The organism is Methylophilus sp. 'Pure River', assembly GCF_046765995.1.
In the GTDB taxonomy this organism is placed as follows: Bacteria; Pseudomonadota; Gammaproteobacteria; order Burkholderiales; family Methylophilaceae; genus Methylophilus.
Genome location: NZ_JBKOUE010000001.1, coordinates 319,728 through 340,353, shown reverse-complemented (window position 1 = coordinate 340,353; position 20,626 = coordinate 319,728). Strand labels below are relative to the sequence as shown.

The following is a 20,626-nucleotide window of genomic DNA, read 5'->3' as shown; positions in this document are numbered from 1 at the left end:
TTCCACTTTTTGGGATACCGCTTTAAAAAGTCAATTAGACTTTAGCAGCAGCAGCCACTTCAGCAGCGTAATCAACCACTGCTTTTTCAATGCCTTCACCGACCACGTACATGCTGAACGAAGCCACGCTTGCACCTTTGGATTTCAGCAATTGCTCAATGCTCAGCTTGTCATCTTTCACAAAAGCCTGGCTCAGCAAAGTCACTTCTTTCAGGAACTTCTGCACAGTACCTTCAGCGATTTTTTCCAGCATCGCTTCTGGCTTGCCTGCTTCTTTGGCTTTTTCGATCGCCACACGACGCTCAGCGTCGATCAGCGCAGCGTCTACACCGCTAGCATCCAGTGATTTTGGTTTAGCTGCAGCAATGTGCATAGCGATATCTTTACCCAATGCTTCATCGCCACCCACCAGGTCCAGCAACACACCGATTTTGCTGCCGTGTACATAGCTAAACAATTGGCCTTTTGCTGGCGTGCGAACAAAACGACGTGGCGTGATGTTTTCACCGATTTTGCCAACCAACTGCGCGCGCACAGCTTCAGCGGTCTCGCCACGCAGTGGCAATGTACCCACAGCCTCAATATCAGCCGGGTTATTTTCGTTCACAGTTTGTGCCAGATCGCCTACAAACTTCAGGAATTCTTCGTTCTTGGCACAGAAGTCAGTTTCAGAGTTGACTTCAATCAATGTACCCAGTTTACCATCAGCAGAAATGCTGATGCCAACAGTACCTTCAGCCGCTACACGGCCAGCAGCTTTGCTGGCTTTGTTACCAAAACGCACACGCAGAATTTCTTCTGCACGGGTCATGTCGCCTTCAGCTTCAGTCAACGCTTTTTTACAGTCCATCATTGGGGCATCGGTGCGCTCACGTAAGTCTTTCACCATGCTTGCGGTAATTTCAGCCATTTATTTGCTCCTTTTGTTAGGATTCCTGCATGAGCATTTATCTCATTGCGGATTTATCTTAAAAATTCTTTTTAGCATATGCCATTCATGTGTCAGACATATGATGAAATGCAATAGAAAAAGGGGCGCATCGCCCCTTTTTAAGCTACGAGTAATTACTCGGCAACAGCCTCAGCTGGTGCAGCTTCTTCCTGAGCAGCTTTTACGATTTCAGAAATCGCGTTTGCGCGACCTTCCAATACCGCATCAGCCATGCCACGTGCATACAAACGAATTGCGCGTGAGGAGTCATCGTTACCAGGGATCACATAAGTGATGCCATCTGGAGAGTTGTTGGTATCCACGATACCGATCACTGGAATACCCAGTTTGCGTGCTTCAGTAATCGCGCCGCTTTCATGACCAACGTCGATCACGAAAATCGCATCTGGCAAGCCACCCATTTCCTGGATACCGCCGATAGAACGCTCCAGCTTTTCGATTTCGCGCTTGATGCCCAAAGCTTCTTTTTTACCGAACTTGTCAATGCTGCCATCTTCGATCATGGCTTCAAAGTCGTTCAGACGCTTGATAGACTGCTTCACTGTTTTGAAGTTAGTCAGCATACCACCCAACCAGCGGTGATTAACGTATGCACAACCAGCGCGCTGCGCTTCTTCTTTAACGATGTCACGGGCTTGACGCTTGGTGCCCACGAACAGAATACGGCCCTTGTTTGCTGCCAAAGTGCGCACGTATTTTTGTGCTTCTTCAAACAGCGGCAGTGTTTTTTCCAGGTTTACGATATGAATTTTGTTACGATCACCAAAAATGAACTCGGCCATTTTTGGGTTCCAGTAACGAGTTTGGTGGCCAAAGTGAACACCGGCCTCCAGCATTTGACGCATAGTCACGGACATGATTTTATCTTTCCATTCAAAGGGTTATTCATTAACATGCAATCAAAAACACCCCATAAAGGGCACCCAATGTGATTACATGCAAGTTAATTGACACGAAAGTCAATCCAAAATTATAGCGCTTAAATCAATTACTTTCAAGCACTTAACTGCATTCACAGCAGTGCTGGCGTCCCCGTCAGGACTCGAACCTGAAACTAGCCCTTAGGAGGGGCTGGTGATATCCTGTTTCACCACGAGGACCGCGGCGCTATTTTAAACGCAAGCGACCAAAACGCCTACCCTGAAAACAACAAAATCAGACTTGCCGACGCAGCAGGCTTGTGAGTAACATGCGGTTTTCAGTCTCGTTAAGCTGCCATACCATGAACAGTTCTGCCATCAATCACTATGCCGCCGCCATCCGCGATGCCATCCTGGCCCATGAAGCTGATATTGAATGTCTGGACCGCGAGATCGGCGATGGCGATCATTACATCAATATGAAGCGTGGCTGCGAGGCGATTACTGGCCTGGCAGATGAACTCAGCACCCTATCTAGCGCCGATGCACTGAACAAGATCGGCATGAAGTTACTCAGCACCATTGGCGGCGCCTCCGGACCTTTATTTGCCAGTTTCTTTATGAGCATGAGTAAAACGCTTAAAACCAGCGACACCATGACCACACTGCAAATCTCACTTGCGTTTGAGGCAGGCGTGCAGGCGATTATGCAACGCGGCAAGGCACAAGCCGGTGAAAAAACCATGTTAGATGTGCTGATCCCGGTGGCCACGGCATTCAAGCAACTGGCAGAGCAAGGTCAATCCAGCAAAGACATCGCTGCGGCACTGAAAACCATTGCCAGCGACGGCCTGGAATCTACCCGCAATATGCTGGCGACCAAAGGCCGTGCTTCAGGCTTGGGCGAGCGCGCCATCGGCCACCTGGATGCTGGCGCGAAAAGCTGCCAGGTGATGATAGATACCATCTGTGACCTTGTACTATCGAAACAATAAAACAAGGCCGCCACAAGCAAACCACTCCCAGCCGGGCATTACGCCATACGCTGACAAAAGAACAGGGGCATTGATATGAAAAAATTCGTCAACAATGTTGATCACATGCTGGTTGAAAGCCTGACTGGCTTTGCCACGGCGCACGGCGACCTGGTCGAAGTGCAATTCGACCCCACCTTTGTCAGCCGCAAACAAAAATCACAACAGAAGGTCGCTATCATTTCTGGCGGTGGCTCCGGCCATGAACCACTACATGCGGGCTATGTAGGCAAAGGCATGCTGGATGCGGCCTGTCCTGGCCAGGTATTCACCTCACCGACACCAGACCAGATGCTGGCAGCGGCAGAAGCAGTACACGCCGACAAAGGCGTGCTGTTTATTGTTAAAAACTATGCCGGCGATGTCATGAACTTTGAAATGGCTGCCGAAATGCTGCCATTTGAACATGCCACGGTACTTACTTCGGATGATTGTGCCGTCGTCAACAGTACGTACACCACTGGCCGCCGAGGGGTAGCAGGCACCGTCATTATCGAAAAATGTGTCGGCAGCCTGGCAGAAACCGGCGCCGACCTCGCCAGTTGCAAGGCGCTGGGCGATAAAATTAACCTGCGTACCTCCAGCATAGGCGTCGCGCTCACTAGCTGCACAGTGCCTGCCGCCGGTCGACCCACCTTCGACATCAACGATACCGAAATCGAAATGGGTGTCGGCATCCACGGTGAACCCGGCCGTCGCCGCGAAGCGATGCGTACTGCGGATGCCATGGTTGCAGACATGGTGAATGCCATCGTGCACGATTTCGAAGCCAAACAATTACCGACCCAAGGCGACATTTTGCTGCTGGTGAATGGCCTGGGCGCCACGCCACTCATGGAGCTATACCTGATTTACAACACGGCGGCGAAATTGCTCACAGAAAAAGGATTCAGCATTGCCCGTAGCCTGGTCGGTAACTATATTACCGCCATAGACATGGCAGGCGCTTCACTCACCGTATGCCTGCTGGATAACGAGATCAAACAACACTGGGATAGCCCGGTACACACGGCCGGTTTACGCTGGGGCTGCTAAAGGCCGACTGCTCCATACTCCTACTCTATCGGCCTGCAGGCTTCAGCATCACTTGCAGGCCGACGCTCTCAACCATACCCGTTCCCGCTCGTTTTCAACAAAATCAGCATAATTGCAGCAATCCGCCACACGCAATGCAATTAGTCTTATTTAGTCATTGCATCCCTGCAAGCGCAGGAGTATGTTGACTCTAAGAGCTGCGAAACAATCCTTGCCACAGGCGGATTGATATAAAACAAAACAACATAAATACAAGATTTGAGCGTGTATGTCTGCAATAACCATCTGCCATTCTCCGTGAATTCATATTCAGAAAGTTTTTCACTGCCTTCAGAAATATAGCTTTCCCGGATTGATCATGCGTTTCCCGAACTACAAACAATCGTTGACCATGGATGTGATGTTGCAGATGGCCGTCAGGGTCAGCATCGTCATCATTGCCGTCAGCGCCCTCACCTATTGGCACATTTACAAAACCCTGGTCAGTTCAACCATAGACGGCCTGGAGCACTACATTCAGGAGCGCGGGCAGCGGGAGAGCGGGATTTTCAAACTGGCGGAATCGAATCACCAGATATTCAGGGCAACTTACCTGGCGCACTGGCAGCAGGACTTCTTCTATAACGACCAATTCTTTTGGCATGCGTTTGAAAGAAGACCAGACCAGACCATCCGCTTACAGAAAAAAGCCTACGATGGTTATTTCAATCACTCCGGCCTGCTCAGCAAGGATGTCACCGCCTATATTGGCGCCAATGCGCCGATTGAAAACAATGCCTTTAGAAAGAAACTGCTGCTTGCCTACACCATGGTGGACCACTTTGGTGTCGCCTGGACCCAGCAGTTTGCCAACCTCTACGTCTCCATGCCTGAGAACGTCAACATTGTGTATTGGCCAGGCGTGAGGTGGGCGGATAACGCCACCAGCAAACTGAATGTACTGAGTGAAGAGTGGGTCTATATCACCACGCGGCAAAATAATCCCGAACGCAAAAGCGTCTGGACCGGCCTGTACTACGACCCAACTGCGCTGGAATGGATGGTGTCACTGGAAACACCGATTGATATTACACCGACCAATACCCTGAATATCGGCCACGATATCTTGCTGAACGCCTTGTTTGACCGCGTGTTTAACGACCATTTGTCCGGCACCTATAACTTTATTTTCCGGGATGACGGCCGCCTGATTGCACACCCGGAAAAAATCAAAGAAATGAACCGGACACGCGGCATGTTGATGATTTCACAGCTTAAAGACACGCAACTGCAACATTACTTTAAAACGCTGCAAACCAATATCCAGAAAAAACAAAAGAATTACTTTATTGTCGAATCAGATGACGAGTTTCTTGCAGTGACCAAAATTGATGGCCCGGGCTGGTGGTTTGTCACCGTCTACCCCAAATCGCTGCTCTCCTCGCCATCGCTCAAGGCTGCCAAATTTATCCTGATTGTCAGCCTGTTTGCACTGGTGATTGAACTGATCATGCTGTATCTGGTGATGATGAAAAAGGTTGTTCAGCCGCTGGAAACCTTTATGGACGCGTCTAGCGCCATTGAAGGGCAGCGTTACGAAAAAATCACCGGTAATGTGCTGCCCCTGCCTGACCACCTGGATAATGAAATTGGCAAACTGGCCAAACTGTTCAAAAGCATGTCCGGCAGTTTGCAGCTCTTCCGTAGCGACATGCAGCGCCTGACCCACTCCCTGGAGGACCAAGTCAAGGTGAGGACGCGTGAATTACAACGCGCAAAAGACAAGGCCGAAAAAGAGGCCACGATTGATAGCCTGACGCAAATCCCCAACCGCCACTCTTTTTACAACCGAGCCAAGGCCTTATTGCAACAAGCAGATCATGCTGGCGAGCCGTTATGTTTCCTGATGCTGGATATCGATTTTTTCAAAGTCATCAACGACACTTACGGCCATCCACAAGGCGATCAGGTGCTGGTCGCTTGCGCACGCACCATAGAAAACACCATCCGTGAAAAAGACCTGCTGGGCAGATTAGGCGGCGAAGAGTTCGCCGTGGTCTTGCCCAACACCAGCCTGGAAGAAGCACGCGTGATTGCCGAACGCATCCGCGTCAGGATTGCCGAGTTGTCGTTTTATACCACGCAACGAATACAAAGCTTCCACACCACCATCAGCATCGGCATCTCTTGTGCGACAGAGACTATTTATGCCTATGAGTTGCTGTATAAGCATGCCGACCTGGCGCTTTATGAAGCTAAGCAGTCCGGCCGCAACCTGGTGATTACCTACAACGGCAACGCAACGCTACAGGAACATACACCCGACAACTAGACTGCGCTCGCAGCACCATTAATTATTAACGAACAACGCCTGCCATAATTGCACGACGGCAGCCCGCTCGGCTTGCAATTGATCATCGGCCACCACTGCGTCCTGACCTTGCAGTTTGGCATGGTGGATCAAGGTACGATATTCGCGGTAAGCATCCGCGACGCTTTCAGCCAGCGCACTTGACGCAATCAAGCCCAGTTGGGCACAACGCTGCAATAAGGCAATATTGCCAATATTGTCGGTCAACTCAGGATAATACGCCGATTGTGCCAACACTAGGTATTGCACGATAAACTCGACATCAATAATACCGCCGACGCCCTGTTTGACGTCGAAACGCCCCGCTTTGGGTTTATGCGCTTCGCGCATTTTTTCGCGCATCTGGGCAATCTCTTGCTTGAGTGCAGCAGTGTCGCGTGGCTGGCACATAATCTGGTGGCGTATCTGTTCAAACGATGCACCAATCACAGCATCGCCCGCCACACACCGCGCACGTGTAATCGCCTGGTGCTCCCATACCCAGGCTTTGTGTTGCTGGTATTCGGCAAAGGCTTGCACCGTACTCACCAGCAAGCCGCTGTTACCATCCGGCCGCAGTTGCAAATCGGTTTCATATAACAGGCCGGCATTGGTCAAGGTGTTAAACCAGGTATTCAGGCGCTGGGCAAAGCGTGCATAAATTTCCTGTGCCCTGTCGGCCTCATCTTCAAACAGGAAAATAATATCCAGGTCAGATAAGTAACCGAGCTCTTTGCCGCCCAGTTTGCCGTAGCCGATCACGGCAAACTTCGGGAGTTCAAGATGTTTAAACGACAGGTTTTGCCACACCGTTTGCACACTCACCTGCAAAATCACATCCGCCAGCGCGCTCAAGTCATCTGAAATCGCCTCCAGCGGCAAAGCCGTCATCAAATCCTGGGCGGCGATCTTAAGCACATTGGCATGCTTGAAATGGCGCATGGCGTCCATTTGCGCCTCCACATCGCCCGCCAGTTGCTGCATATGGCGCGTGAGTTCAATCTTTAATTGCGCCGCATCCAGCCGTTTGAACAGCGTTTGCTTATTCAGCAACTCATCAAGCAAAATCGGGTGCGCCGACACATACTGCGCAATCCACGGGCTGGCGGCGCAGAGTTTCACAATCAAAGCCAGCGCATCCGGAAACTCGGCCAGCAACGCCAGATAACTCGCACGGCGGCAGATGCTTTCCAGCAAATCCAGCGTACGGATCAGTGCCATATCCGGCGTAGTGCTTTGCTGCTGGCTCGCTTCGCGTAACAACAAAGGCATGAGTTGATCCAGGCGGCGACGGCTCTGCTCAGGCAACTGCTGGATACGCTGGCTATTACGCGTTTGCTGCAGCAAATGCACAATATCATCGGCCCGGGTGTAACCGTGCTGGACCAGCCATTGCCCGGCTTCGTTGCCGCTCACGGTGCCTTGCCACAGCGCCGTTTCCTGCTGCAAGTCATTGCTTTGCTCGTCTTTAAATGTATCGTCGAAAAAACGTTGCACGCGGTCACGGTGGATATTCAGCTCAGCAATAAAACTGGCCCAATCTGGCTGCTTTACCATCTGCAACAAATAGTCACGGTAAGTCTCAGAGTCCGGTAAATCCTGTGTTTGCTGGTCATCGATATACATCAGGCGATGTTCCAGATTGCGCAGGTAAATATAGCTTTCTTTTAACGCCGCGACATCGTCAGCTGGCAACATGCCACGCGTTGCCAGACAATCCAGCACCGCCAATGTGGGTTTGATCTGCAAATCTGGCACTTGCCCGCCGCGGATCAACTGGAACACCTGTGCAATAAATTCCACCTCGCGGATACCGCCACGCCCCAGCTTGATATTGTCCGACAAACGGCGCTGCACCACATCGCGCTGAATCTGCACTTTCAGATCCCGCATGGACGCATAGGCGTTGAAATCCAGGTATTTGCGGAACACGAAAGGCTTCATGACCTTGGTCAGCGCTGCGTCAGGCCCGCACACGGCACGGCCTTTAATCCAGGCATAACGTTCCCACTCACGGCCATAATTCTGGTAATAATCTTCCAGCGCATCCAGGTTGCACACCAGCGCACCCTCTGAGCCAAACGGTCGCAAACGCATATCCACGCGAAAGACAAAGCCATCGGCAGTGACATCATCCAGCGCCGCGATGACTTTTTTGCCTAGCCGGGTAAAAAAATCCTGGTTACTGATGGATTTTGCACCGTCGGTGTCGCCCTCCTGCTCATAGGCAAAAATCAGGTCTATGTCAGACGACACATTGAGCTCGCGGCCACCCAGTTTGCCCATCCCGACCACAATCATGCGTTGTGCCTGCCCCTGGGCATCGCGCGGGTTGCCATAAGTTTCTGCCAAACGGGCGTGATAAAAATCGACTGCTGCAGTAATCGCCGACTCTGCCAGTGCACTGGTGGTTTCTGCCACTTCAGCAAAGTCTGCCAGGCCATTCAAATCGCGGACAATCATATGTGCCATTAAGCGTTGCCGAATCAGCCTGATTTGTTGCAAAAAAACAGATTCTTCAATATCTTTTTCATATAAAAACAAAGTGTTAACATCTTCAGTCTTATATGTCTTATATAAGTTATCTAACAAATCAGTTATAAAATCTGTATGTTTCGTAACGAATCTGGCAAAAAATGGGCTGCAGGCTGCTGCATGTAGCAAATAGGCGGCCTCTGTAGACGCGACCTGCTTTTCTGTTAGAATTTGTGCAAGCTGTTGCATGAGTTTTTGCTCTTGTAATGAGTTGTGTGCTCGGAGAGTTTGTCAATCAGAACCAAAACAATAATACCTGAGGTTCGCTCACACTTTCATTTTTCGACATTGATTTTTGGGGGACGCTATGTCTATCGAATCTGTACTTCATGAACACCGCGTATTTGCGCCGGGCAAGGCTTTCTCCAGCCAGGCCGCCGTGGGCAGCATGGAGGAATACCAGCGTCTGCATGCAGAAGCATTGCAGGATTACGAAGGATTTTGGGCCAAACTGGCACGCGAGTTATTGATTTGGCACAAGCCATTCAGCAAAACGCTGAACCAGGACAATGCGCCATTTTATAAATGGTTTGAAGATGGCGAGCTGAACGTCTCCGCCAACTGCCTGGACAAGCACCTGCAAACCATCCCGAATAAAACCGCCATTATTTTTGAAGCAGATAATGGCGATGTGAAAAATATCACTTATAAAGAGTTGTATCACCAGGTTTGCCAGTTCGCCAACGGCTTGAAGTCGCTCAATCTGGTCAAAGGTGACCGCGTCATTATCTACCTGCCGATGGGCATTGAAGCCATCGTCGCCATGCAGGCCTGTGCACGCCTGGGCATTATCCACTCCGTGGTATTCGGCGGTTTCTCAGCCAAGAGCCTGAATGAGCGGATTATCGATGCCGGTGCAGTCGCCGTCATCACTTCTGACGGCCAATACCGCGGCGGCAAAACCTTGCCACTGAAACAAGCGGTCGATGAAGGCATTGCCATGGGCGGCTGTGACAGCATCCGCCATATGGTGGTATTCAAGAAAACCGGCCAGGACGTGGCCTGGGATAATAAATGTACCTGGTGGCATGACCTGATCGCTGACAAGGCCGACACCTGTGCACCTGTAATGGTCGATGCCGAACATCCCTTATTCCTGCTCTATACCTCAGGCTCTACTGGCAAACCCAAAGGCGTACAACATAGTTCAGCAGGTTATTTGCTGCATGCCATGAACACCATGCGCTGGACATTTGATATCAAGCCGGATGATATTTACTGGTGTACGGCCGATGTGGGCTGGATTACCGGCCATAGCTATGTGACCTATGGCCCACTGGCCATGGGCGCCACACAAATTGTGTTTGAAGGTATCCCTACCTTCCCTAACGCTGGGCGTTTCTGGGAAATGATCCAGCGCCACAAAGTCAGCGTGTTTTACACCGCGCCGACAGCGATCCGTTCACTGATTAAAGCCGGTGAAACTGACTTCACTACACATCCCAACCATTTTGACTTATCCAGCCTGCGTCTGCTGGGCACCGTCGGTGAACCGATCAACCCAGAAGCCTGGATGTGGTACTACGAACAGGTCGGCGGCAACCGTTGCCCGATTGTCGATACTTTCTGGCAAACAGAGACTGGCGGCCATGTGATCACCCCATTACCAGGGGCGACGCCACTGGTACCAGGCTCCTGTACCCTCCCCTTCCCCGGCATTGATATCGACGTGGTGGATGAAACCGGCAAAGACATTCCCTGGGGCAGCGGCGGCCTGCTGGTGATTAAAAAGCCATGGCCCTCCATGATACGTACCATTTATAACGACCCTGAGCGTTATAAAGCCAGTTACTTCCCGGCTGAGTTGGGTGGCAATTTATACCTCGCTGGCGACGGCGCAGTACGCGATGTCAACACTGGCAACTTCACTATCATGGGCCGTATCGATGACGTGCTCAACGTCTCTGGTCACCGTCTGGGCACCATGGAAATCGAATCGGCACTGGTCGCCAACCACTTGGTGGCTGAGTCCGCCGTGGTCGGCAAGCCGCACCCGATTAAAGGTGAATCCGTCGTGGCCTACGTAGTGCTCAAAGGCAAGCGCCCGGAAGGCGAAGAAGCCAAAAAGATCGTTGCCGAACTACGCGAGTGGGTAGGTAAAGAGATTGGCCCAATTGCCAAACCTGATGAAATCCGTTTTGGCGATAACCTGCCCAAAACCCGCTCAGGCAAGATCATGCGCCGTTTACTACGTAGCCTGGCGAAAGGTGAAGAAATCACTTCCGATATTTCCACCCTGGACAATCCCGCCATTCTGGATCAATTGAAACAAGCTGTGAATTAGTACTCCACACACCATGGAAGGCTTGATTATCCTGATTATTTTCGCAGCAGTGGCCATCTTCCTGATGCGAAAATAATCCGGCCAAGTGTTTGATTAGGTTAGAATAGCGCTTTTTTCAAAAGCGCTATTTTTTCATGTCCAGTTTGCAGCAAGAAGTCGAACGCCGCCGTACCTTTGCCATCATTTCGCACCCGGATGCAGGTAAAACTACCCTTACCGAAAAACTGTTGTGGTTTGGTGGTGCGATCCAGGTGGCCGGTGAAGTGCGTGGCCGTAAAGCGGCGCGTCATGCCACCTCAGACTGGATGGAACTGGAAAAGCAACGTGGCATTTCTGTCACCTCCTCCGTCATGCAGTTTCCGTACCGCGAACATATGGTCAACCTGCTCGACACCCCAGGTCACGATGACTTCTCGGAAGATACCTACCGCACGCTCACTGCCGTGGACTCTGCGGTGATGGTGATTGACTCGGTCAACGGCGTGGAAGCGCAAACCATCAAGCTGCTAAATGTCTGCCGCATGCGCGACACACCGATTATTACTTTCATCAACAAGCTGGACCGCGAGAGCCGTGCACCGATTGAGTTGCTGGATGAGATCGAAACCACATTGGGCATGGAATGTGCGCCCATGACCTGGCCAATCGGCATGGGTAAAACCTTCCGTGGTGTATATAGCCTGGTCAATGACTCCATTTTATTCTTTGACCCGCGTGCTGAAAAAGGCACTTCTGAGACCATTCAAGGCCTGGATAACCCGCGCCTGGACGAACTGATCGGCTACCAGGCCGAAGAGTTGCGCGTCGATATCGAACTGGTACGTGGTGCTTCTAACGAATTTAATAAAGAACGTTACTTAAGCGGTAAACAAACGCCGGTATTTTTTGGCTCGGCCGTGAATAACTTCGGCGTGCAATCCTTGCTGGATGCCGTGGTTGATTTATCGCCACCACCACAAGCCCGCAAAACAGCTACCCGCGCGGTGGCTGCTAACGAAGAAAAATTCGCTGGTTTTGTGTTCAAAATCCAGGCCAATATGGACCCCAAACACCGCGACCGTATTGCGTTTTTGCGCGTATGCTCCGGCCGTTTTGAGCGTGGCATGAAAATCAAACAAGTGGCTTCGGGCAAGATGCTTAACGTGAACAACGCTATTACGTTTATGGCGCAAGACCGCACCATTATGGATGAAGCCTATTCCGGTGACATTATCGGTATCCCTAACCACGGCACTATCAAGTTAGGCGACACTTTTACCGAGAACGAAGCCCTTAAATTCATTGGCATTCCGTCATTTGCACCGGAATTTTTCCGCCGCGCACGCATTAAAAACCCGATGAAAATGAAGCAGCTGCAAATCGGCCTCAAACAGTTATCCGAAGAAGGTGCAGCACAATTGTTCCGCCCGCTGTTATCCAACGACCTGATTTTGGGCGCCGTAGGTATGCTGCAGTTTGACGTCGTAGCGCACCGTCTGGAACACGAATATGGGGTCGACATGGTGTTTGAACCATATGACTGCTACACCGCGCGCTGGCTCAAGGGCAGTGACGCCGACCTGAAAGCGATTGCGGATAAGTATGGCTTTAACGTCGGCCTGGATAGTGCCGATGACTACGTCTACCTGGCGCCTAACCGCGTTAACCTGCAAATGGCACAAGAGCGTTACCCGGATATCCAGTTTATGGAAACACGGGAAATTGCCTAAACTGAAGCAGCGACGGCCAGACCATGTCAACGCTCGCGCAGCCTGGCCGCCCGTCAGGAAAAATCAAGGCCCTATCGTTCAAGCAACCGTTTGCCTGGTTAATCGCCAACGGTTACTTACTGGTAGACGACCGCAGCTGGGGCACGCAATATCGCGGCCCCATGCTCATTCACGCCAGCAAAGGCCTGTATGAGGAATACTACCAATACATCAAATCCCATACCGATGTTCCCATCCCCGACAAAGACAAACTGCAATATGGTGGCGTGGTGGGTATCGCCAGGCTAGTGCTATGCAGCAAGCCTGGAGAATTACCAGCAGGCATTAGCCGCGAGCAACGCGCGCATTTTGGTGGTGTGCATCAGGAGTATTACGGTTTTTTATTTGCGCAGGCGACACCGTTACCGCTGATGCCATGCGCTGGCAAGCTGGGGATTTTCGAAATTGATATCGACCAACTGCGGGCTGCGCCGCCTGCAGCACAAACGGAATTGTTTTAAGCCATGAAGAACGCCTGTCCCTGTTATAGCGGAAAAACCTATACCGACTGCTGCCAGCCATTACATAATGGACTGACCGCGCCAGATGCAGAACGCCTGATGCGATCACGTTACAGCGCTTATGCACTGAAGTTACCAGACTATATCTTGCACACCTGGCATGCGGATACCCGACCAGCAAACCTCACGCAAGAGGACCTCAAGGGTATTAAATGGTTGAAGCTGCAAGTGCTGTCGCATACGCAAGTGGATACGGATAACGCTTTGGTAAAGTTTGTGGCGACCTTCCAGAGTGGCCAACAGAAGAAAGAGCAATTAACCGAGCACAGCCGTTTTAGCCGTGAAAGTGGGCAATGGCTATATATTGACGGGCAGGTTGATTGAATGACCCGGCAATAAAAAAGGCAGCTAAATCGCTGCCTTTTTTATTAGGTCAAATTACAGCCCCTGCTTCAGGCTTTCCATAATAAATGGATCCAGGTCGCCATCGAGCACGCCTTGCGTATTACCGATCTCGACGCTGGTGCGCAGGTCTTTAATACGGCCCTGGTCCAACACGTAACTGCGGATCTGGTGTCCCCAGCCAATATCGGTTTTGGCATCTTCCAGCGCCTGTTTTTCTTCGTTGCGTTTGCTCAACTCCAGGTTATACAACGCCCCTTTCAGCATATTCATCGCTTCTTCTTTGTTTCTATGCTGTGAACGGTCATTCTGGCATTGCACGACAACACCCGTTGGCAAGTGGGTAATACGCACCGCGGAGTCGGTCTTGTTAATATGCTGGCCACCGGCGCCACTGGCACGGTAGGTATCAATGCGCAAATCCGCCGGGTTGATTTCGATTTCAATCGAATCATCCACCTCAGGGAATATCTGCACACTGGCGAAACTGGTGTGGCGTTTGGAGTTAGCATCAAACGGGGACTTACGCACCAAGCGATGGACGCCGCTCTCGGTACGCAAAGTACCAAATGCATAATCGCCACTGACTTTGATAGAGGCGCCTTTAATACCGGCAATATCCCCCTCGGACTCTTCCAGCACTTCTACGGTAAAGCCTTTGCGCTCCACATAACGCAAATACATGCGCAGCAACATGCCCGCCCAGTCTTGCGCTTCAGTGCCACCACTGCCAGACTGAAACTCAATAAAGCAGTTATTGGCATCCATCGGCTGCGAAAACATGCGTTTAAATTCCATCTCGGCGATGGTTTTTTCAACCTTTTGCACGTCCTCATTCACGCTCAGCAGCGTATCGTCGTCGTTTTCTTCGCGTGCCATGTCAAACAATTCCTGGCTGTCCGTCAGCGATTGGGCGACAGCATCCAGTGTAGTGACCACGGTTTCCAGCATGCGTTTTTCCTTGCCCAGTTTTTGCGCTTTTTCGGCGTCATCCCAGACTTTAGGATCTTCAAGCAGGCCGTTGACTTCGGCTAAACGTTGCTCTTTGTTTTCGTAGTCAAAGATACCCCCGGAGGGCATGGTGACGTTGGGTCAAATCGCTCAACGCATTGGCGATGGCATTTAGTTGTTCTGCTTCCATGTGATTGATTTTAAATTGTGTAAAAACCGCTATTATACCGCAGCTAAAACCCCGATTCAGCGCCAAAACATGCCTGGTATTCCATTTCAGATACAGATTTTTGTCACAAACATTGTCACAAAATAGTAAAATCCCTGTCACAAAACTTTGAAACCACCAGGGAGTACCCAATGGCGAATGCCACTTTTGGCCGCATCATGGCTGCAATCAGCCCCAGAAACGATAACTATTTTGTACTGTTTAACCGTTTGGCCGATTGTGCGGTGCGTGGTTCCAAAGTGCTGGCCCTGATGGCAGCAGAAGTCGACCAGGCAAGTTTTCAAAAACATTTCTCTGACATCCGCGACATCGAGTCTGAAGCAGATGAGTACACCAAGGAAATTCTGCTGTCCTTGCATAAAACCTTTATTACGCCATTTGACCGCCGCGAAATTCGCGAACTGGCCATGGCACTCGATGACATCATCGACTATATGGAAGCGATTCCACAAAGCGTCGAAATTTACGGCAACAGCAAATTCACGCCAGAAATGGTGGCGCTGGCGCAAATCCTGCTGCGTGCCTCTGAAAAAGTACAGGACGCAGTGCACATGCTGTCCGACATGAAAAATGCCGAGCGTATTTTGCGCACCTGTGAAGAAATCAGCAAGATTGAAGGCGAAGCCGACCATATCATGCGCTCAGGCATGCACAGACTGTTTGAAGAAGACCATGATGCGCGCACACTCATCCGCTCAAAACAATTGTATGACCTGTTTGAAGAAGCCGTCGATAGCTGTGAAGATGTTGCCGACGTCATTCATGGCGTCGTCTTAGAGCGTATTTAGGAACCCGCCATGGATCATGTGATTTTGGTCATGGCGGTGCTCGTCTTCGTCGCCCTGATTTTTGACTTTATGAACGGTTTTCACGATGCGGCCAATTCGATTGCGCTCATGGTGTCCACCCGTTTACTCACCCCGCAGGCGGCAGTGATCTGGGCTGCCTTTTTCAACTTTGTCGCTTTTTTGTTTTTTGGCCTGCACGTGGCCGACACCGTGGGCAAAGGCATTATTGACCCCAACATCGTCAATAACACGGTCATTTTTGGCGCGCTATTCGGCGCCATCGCCTGGAATGTCATCACCTGGTGGTTCGGCATCCCCTCTTCTTCATCTCACGCACTGATTGGCGGCCTGATTGGCGCTGGCATGGCACATTCTGGCACCAAAGGCGTGATTATCGGCAGCAAGCTAATCAGTACCGGTATTGCCATTATCCTGTCGCCACTGTTTGGCATGATACTCGCGCTGCTGCTGTCAATTGGCATTATGTGGGTGTTTCAAAAATCATCGCCCTATAAAATCGAAAGCCGGTTTAACAAGCTACAATTTATCTCATCTTCATTATTCAGCCTGGGCCATGGTGCCAACGATGCACAGAAAACCATGGGCATCATTACCGTCTTACTGTTTGCCAATGGCTATTTGCACGGCGACTTCCACGTGCCATTCTGGGTGGTGATTTCATGCCAGCTGGCGATGGGCCTGGGCACGCTGTTTGGTGGCTGGCGCATTGTACGCACCATGGGCATGGGCATTACTAAAATCCGTCCTACCGGTGGCTTTGCCGCCCAAACTTCGGGCTCAATCGCCTTGTTCCTGGCGACCAGTTTAGGCATTCCGGTCTCAACCACCCATACCATTACCGGGGCGATTGTCGGTGTCGGCCTATCACGCCGCATGACGGCTGTACGCTGGGGCCTGGCATCTCGCATCGTCTGGGCCTGGGTGCTGACCATCCCTTGCGCCGCCATCATGGCCGCCATTGCCTACCATATTGGTGAAAGCTTGCTGTAAGGAAAATCAACGATAAAAAGGGCGCAGACTGCGCCTTTTTTATTTTTTGTCACATTTCTGTCATATTAAGTTTTTATGATTTCGTGCATCACAACAGACAACACCAAACACAGGAGTGTATAGATGAAAACCCGTTTGTTCCGCAATACTTTAATGGCCGGTCTGATTGTTCAGGCATTTAGCTTCACGCACTCAGCAACGGCTGCGGACAAAATCATCAAGATTGATGGTTCCAGTACGGTTTACCCGATTACCGAGGCCGTGGCTGAAGAATTCCAACGTGCTAAAGGCGTTAAGGTCACTGTCGGCGAATCCGGCACTGGCGGCGGCTTCAAGAAGTTCTGCCGTGGCGAAACTGATATTTCGGATGCTTCCCGCCCTATTTCACAAAAAGAAATCGATGCGTGTAAAGAAGGCGGCGTACAGTTTATTGAACTGCCTATCGCTTACGATGCATTGACCGTGGTAGTGAACGGTAAAAACGACTGGGTGAAACAAATCACCGTCGCAGAACTGAAAAAAATCTGGGAGCCAGGCTCCAAAGTGAAAAGCTGGAAAGAAGTGAATGCGACTTACCCAGACAAGCCAATTAACTTGTACGGTCCAGGGACTGCTTCTGGTACTTTTGACTACTTCACCGAAGCAGTTAACGGCAAAGCCAAATCCAGCCGCACAGACTACACACCATCAGAAGATGACAACGTATTGGTACAAGGCGTAGCCGGTAATGCAGGCGGCATGGCCTACTTCGGCCTGGCTTACTACCTGGAAAACACGGACAAGCTGAAAGCGGTCCCTGTAGTGGCTAAAGAAGGTGGTAAACCGGTGTTGCCATCCGAAGCTACGGTGATGGATGGTACCTATCAACCACTGTCACGCCCGCTGTTCATTTACGTGAACGCGACTTCTGCAGCGTTCAAGCCAGAAATCAAAGCTTTCGTAAATTACTATCTGGAAAATGCGCCAGAACTGGTGAAAGAAGTGAAATACGTACCACTGCCAAAAGCAGATTACACTGCCGTGAAAGAACACTTCAAGGCGATGAAACCAGGCACTGGCTTTAACGGTACCTCAGAAGTCGGTATCAAGATTACTGACTTGTTATCCCGCATCAAGTAATCATAAAAAAGGGGCTGCAATGCCCCTTTTTTAGTGATGACTCGGCCTGAACCGCGGATTATCCGCTAAAATTCTTCCCTGGCAGATCAATACTCTTGATCATTAGTAAAAGATCAACACACTATGGCGACTCAAGCAATGCAAGCTCCCGCGCAACTGACCATCAGCCCCAGACTGGCGAAAAATATCCGCCGCAATGTCAAAGAACGGATTATTGAACTGATCCTGATGATGGCCGCCCTGGTCGCTGTCGCTACCACGTTTGCCATTGTTGGTGTGTTGCTGTACGAATCACTGAGCTTTTTCAAAACAGTCTCTGTCATTGAGTTTTTTACAGACACGCAATGGACGCCCTTATTTGAAGATGCGCACTACGGCATTATGCCGCTGGTATCCGGCACCTTGACCACCTCGGCCATTGCACTGGCTGTTGCCGTGCCTATTGGTACTATTTCAGCCATTTTCCTGTCTGAATTCGCTTCACATAAAACACGCGAAATCATCAAACCTATCCTGGAATTATTAGTCGGTGTACCTACCGTTGTATTCGGCTATTTCGCCCTGTTTTTTGTGACCCCTTTGCTGCAAAGCATCTACCCTGACCTACCGAGCTTCAACATGCTGGGTGCCGGTATTGTGATGGGCATCATGATTATTCCGTACATTGCTTCCATGTCTGAAGATGCCATGCGCGCCGTGCCGATGAGCATGCGTGAAGGCTCTTATGCCATGGGTGCGACGCGCTTCCAGACGGCGATTAAAGTAGTCACCCCTGCAGCGATTTCCGGCATTGTGGCTGCTTATATCCTGGCCATCTCACGTGCAGTGGGCGAAACCATGGTGGTTGCGATTGCCGCGGGTCAGCAACCTAACCTGACCTTTAACCCACTGGATAGTGCAGCGACCATTACCGCTTATATCGTACAGGTCGCCATGGGTGACTTGCCACATGGCAGTATCGGTTATCAAAGTATTTTTGCAGCAGGCCTGGTATTGATGGCAATGACGCTGTCATTCAACATTTTTGGCCACTGGGTACGTAAGAAATACCGCGAAAGCTACTAATACACTGTCTCATTGCTGACATATAACCACCATACACTGCCAGTAGCCAGACTACTGGCCAATGCGGAAATAAAAAATCATGGAACATAAAGCTTCTGTTCTCGAAAATCTGGCCGATGTCCGCGCCATGATTAAACGCCACAAGCGCAATGACACATTATTTGCCACCCTGGGCCTGATTTGCCTGATGCTGGGTTTAATGACACTGATGTTGCTGTTCTGGCAATTGATCGCTGATGGACATCCAAAATTCAACCTGGATTTTTTAACTGAATTCCCTTCGCGCCGTGCTGGCCGCGCCGGTCTACTTTCAGCTTGGGTAGGCTCGTTACTGGTGATGTCTGTCACGTTTCTGACCGCCGTACCGATTGGTGTCGCGGCTGGCTTATACCTGGAAGAATACGCACCAAAAAACTGGTTTACCGACCTGATTGAAATCAACGTGTCTAACCTGGCAGGCGTGCCTTCTATCATTTACGGCTTGCTGGCACTGGGCTTGTTTGTCTACATGCTGGACTTCGGCCAAAGCATTCTAACCGCCGGTTTAACCTTGGGCCTGCTCATTCTGCCGATTGTCATTGTCTCGACCCGTGAGGCCATCCGCGCCATCCCGGTGTCTATCCGCGAAGCCGCTTATGGCGTCGGTGCAACCAAATGGCAAGTCGTTTACGATCACGTGTTCAAATACTCTTACGGCGGCATCCTGACCGGTATCATTATCGGCATGGCACGTGCACTGGGTGAAACTGCGCCGATTATTACCATTGGTGCACTGACGTTTATCGCCTTCTTGCCACCAAGCCCGATCACGACTGAACCACCATTTCTCAACTTTGAATGGCTGTCTTCAGGCTTTACCGTGATGCCGATTCAAATGTTTAACTGGTTGTCGCGTCCTGATCATGCATTCCATGTCAATGCGGCTGCCACCGGTGCACTGATTATCGTTGTCACGCTGTTAATGAACGGTGCAGCCATCTGGTTGCGCTACAAAATTCGTAAAAATATTAAATGGTAATGCCACATAAGATTTAGGAAACTCCATGGCCACTGTCACAACTGCAATAAAAGCCGAAGCACGCGATTTAAACTTTTTTTATAGCAACGGCGCACGCGCACTCAAAGGCATCTCCATGCCTTTGTATGAAAACAAAATCACGGCGCTGATTGGCCCATCCGGTTGCGGAAAATCTACCTTCCTGCGCTGTTTTAACCGTATGCACGATTTGTATCCTGGCAATAAATACCAGGGCGAGATTGTGATGCACCCGGACAACACCAATGTGCTGGATTCAGGTGTAGACCCGATTGAAGTACGCATGCGTATCAGCATGGTGTTCCAGAAACCTAACCCGTTTCCAAAGTCCATCTACGAAAACGTGGCTTACGGCCTGCGCGTACGTGGTGAAAACAACAAGCGCATCATGGACGACAAGGTAGAAGAAGCACTTAAAGGTGCGGCATTGTGGAACGAAGTCAAAGACCGTTTGCATGACCTGGCATTTAACCTGTCCGGCGGCCAGCAACAACGTTTGTGTATTGCCCGCGCCTTGGCCACAGACCCGGAAATCATGCTGTTTGACGAGCCCACTTCAGCACTGGATCCAATTGCAACCGCTAACATTGAAGAGCTGATGGTCGAGTTGCGCAGCAAGCTGACGATCTTGGTGGTGACGCACAATATGCAACAGGCAGCGCGCGTATCCGACTACACAGCGTATATGTACCTGGGTGAGTTGATCGAGTATGACGATACCGACAAAATCTTCACCAATCCGGGCCGTAAAGAAACCGAAGACTACATTACTGGCAAGTTTGGTTAA

Annotated in this window: 16 protein-coding genes, 1 tRNA gene and 1 pseudogene; 13 read left to right on the top strand and 5 right to left on the bottom strand. The window is 50.6% G+C overall.

The window, feature by feature from the left end; genetic code table 11:
- Positions 1-34: 34 nt before the first annotated feature.
- The 3 genes from tsf to ACIDE9_RS01780 form a co-directional block, all read right to left on the bottom strand.
- Positions 35-910, bottom strand: coding sequence for a translation elongation factor Ts (gene tsf, locus ACIDE9_RS01790; protein WP_194753221.1), 876 nt, complete (start codon positions 908-910; stop codon positions 35-37).
- 155 nt (positions 911-1,065) lie between these two features.
- The gene (gene rpsB, locus ACIDE9_RS01785) at positions 1,066-1,809 is read right to left on the bottom strand and encodes a 30S ribosomal protein S2 (RefSeq protein WP_194740891.1); all 744 of its coding nucleotides are present in this window, start codon (positions 1,807-1,809) and stop codon (positions 1,066-1,068) included.
- A gap of 167 nt (positions 1,810-1,976) precedes the next feature.
- Positions 1,977-2,052: transfer RNA gene (locus ACIDE9_RS01780), tRNA-Arg, on the bottom strand.
- Between the two features lie 122 nt (positions 2,053-2,174).
- Here ACIDE9_RS01780 and dhaL point away from each other — a divergent pair.
- From dhaL to ACIDE9_RS01765, 3 genes are all read left to right on the top strand, one after another.
- Positions 2,175-2,807 carry a dihydroxyacetone kinase subunit DhaL gene (gene dhaL, locus ACIDE9_RS01775; protein ID WP_411992240.1) on the top strand — a complete coding sequence of 211 codons (633 nt, stop codon included), beginning with the start codon at positions 2,175-2,177 and terminating at the stop codon, positions 2,805-2,807.
- Positions 2,808-2,882: 75 nt separating this feature from the next.
- On the top strand, positions 2,883-3,881 hold the full coding sequence (gene dhaK / locus ACIDE9_RS01770; RefSeq protein ID WP_411992238.1) for a dihydroxyacetone kinase subunit DhaK: 999 nt from the start codon (positions 2,883-2,885) through the stop codon (positions 3,879-3,881).
- Between the two features lie 358 nt (positions 3,882-4,239).
- The gene (locus tag ACIDE9_RS01765) at positions 4,240-6,192 is read left to right on the top strand and encodes a diguanylate cyclase domain-containing protein (protein WP_411992236.1); all 1,953 of its coding nucleotides are present in this window, start codon (positions 4,240-4,242) and stop codon (positions 6,190-6,192) included.
- Positions 6,193-6,210: 18 nt separating this feature from the next.
- On the opposite strand, the pseudogene glnE reads toward ACIDE9_RS01765, so the two are convergent.
- Positions 6,211-8,943: pseudogene (glnE, locus tag ACIDE9_RS01760) on the bottom strand (bifunctional [glutamate--ammonia ligase]-adenylyl-L-tyrosine phosphorylase/[glutamate--ammonia-ligase] adenylyltransferase); the annotation flags it as partial.
- Positions 8,944-9,052: 109 nt separating this feature from the next.
- Here glnE and acs point away from each other — a divergent pair.
- The 4 genes from acs to ACIDE9_RS01740 all read left to right on the top strand — a co-directional run bounded on the left by acs (position 9,053) and on the right by ACIDE9_RS01740 (position 13,622).
- Positions 9,053-11,029, top strand: coding sequence for an acetate--CoA ligase (gene acs / locus ACIDE9_RS01755; RefSeq protein WP_411992234.1), 1,977 nt, complete (start codon positions 9,053-9,055; stop codon positions 11,027-11,029).
- A 134-nt stretch (positions 11,030-11,163) separates the two neighbouring features.
- Positions 11,164-12,738 (top strand): peptide chain release factor 3, encoded by a 1,575-nt coding sequence (locus tag ACIDE9_RS01750; protein ID WP_194740885.1) that lies wholly within the window; start codon positions 11,164-11,166, stop codon positions 12,736-12,738.
- Between the two features lie 23 nt (positions 12,739-12,761).
- Positions 12,762-13,238, top strand: coding sequence for a hypothetical protein (locus ACIDE9_RS01745; RefSeq protein WP_411992232.1), 477 nt, complete (start codon positions 12,762-12,764; stop codon positions 13,236-13,238).
- Positions 13,239-13,241: 3 nt separating this feature from the next.
- Entirely contained in the window at positions 13,242-13,622 is a 381-nt protein-coding gene (locus ACIDE9_RS01740; RefSeq protein WP_411992230.1) for a YchJ family protein, read from the top strand.
- A gap of 54 nt (positions 13,623-13,676) precedes the next feature.
- Here ACIDE9_RS01740 and prfB read toward each other — a convergent pair.
- Positions 13,677-14,781 (bottom strand): peptide chain release factor 2 gene (prfB, locus tag ACIDE9_RS01735; protein WP_194753212.1). Its coding sequence is split into 2 segments (ribosomal slippage): positions 13,677-14,699 and positions 14,701-14,781, totalling 1,104 coding nucleotides; the frame shifts between segments, so codons are not numbered across the junction.
- 170 nt (positions 14,782-14,951) lie between these two features.
- Here prfB and ACIDE9_RS01730 point away from each other — a divergent pair.
- The 6 genes from ACIDE9_RS01730 to pstB all read left to right on the top strand — a co-directional run bounded on the left by ACIDE9_RS01730 (position 14,952) and on the right by pstB (position 20,626).
- On the top strand, positions 14,952-15,608 hold the full coding sequence (locus tag ACIDE9_RS01730) for a DUF47 domain-containing protein (RefSeq protein WP_194740879.1): 657 nt from the start codon (positions 14,952-14,954) through the stop codon (positions 15,606-15,608).
- A gap of 9 nt (positions 15,609-15,617) precedes the next feature.
- Positions 15,618-16,619: an inorganic phosphate transporter gene (locus ACIDE9_RS01725; protein ID WP_411992228.1), complete on the top strand. Its 1,002-nt coding sequence runs from the start codon at positions 15,618-15,620 to the stop codon at positions 16,617-16,619.
- Positions 16,620-16,742: 123 nt separating this feature from the next.
- The gene (locus ACIDE9_RS01720; RefSeq protein ID WP_411992226.1) at positions 16,743-17,738 is read left to right on the top strand and encodes a PstS family phosphate ABC transporter substrate-binding protein; all 996 of its coding nucleotides are present in this window, start codon (positions 16,743-16,745) and stop codon (positions 17,736-17,738) included.
- A gap of 138 nt (positions 17,739-17,876) precedes the next feature.
- Positions 17,877-18,803, top strand: a complete 927-nt coding sequence (pstC, locus tag ACIDE9_RS01715; RefSeq protein WP_194741132.1) for a phosphate ABC transporter permease subunit PstC — start codon at positions 17,877-17,879, stop codon at positions 18,801-18,803.
- A 79-nt stretch (positions 18,804-18,882) separates the two neighbouring features.
- Positions 18,883-19,821 carry a phosphate ABC transporter permease PstA gene (gene pstA, locus ACIDE9_RS01710; protein ID WP_019881851.1) on the top strand — a complete coding sequence of 313 codons (939 nt, stop codon included), beginning with the start codon at positions 18,883-18,885 and terminating at the stop codon, positions 19,819-19,821.
- 25 nt (positions 19,822-19,846) lie between these two features.
- On the top strand, positions 19,847-20,626 hold the full coding sequence (gene pstB / locus ACIDE9_RS01705; RefSeq protein WP_019881850.1) for a phosphate ABC transporter ATP-binding protein PstB: 780 nt from the start codon (positions 19,847-19,849) through the stop codon (positions 20,624-20,626).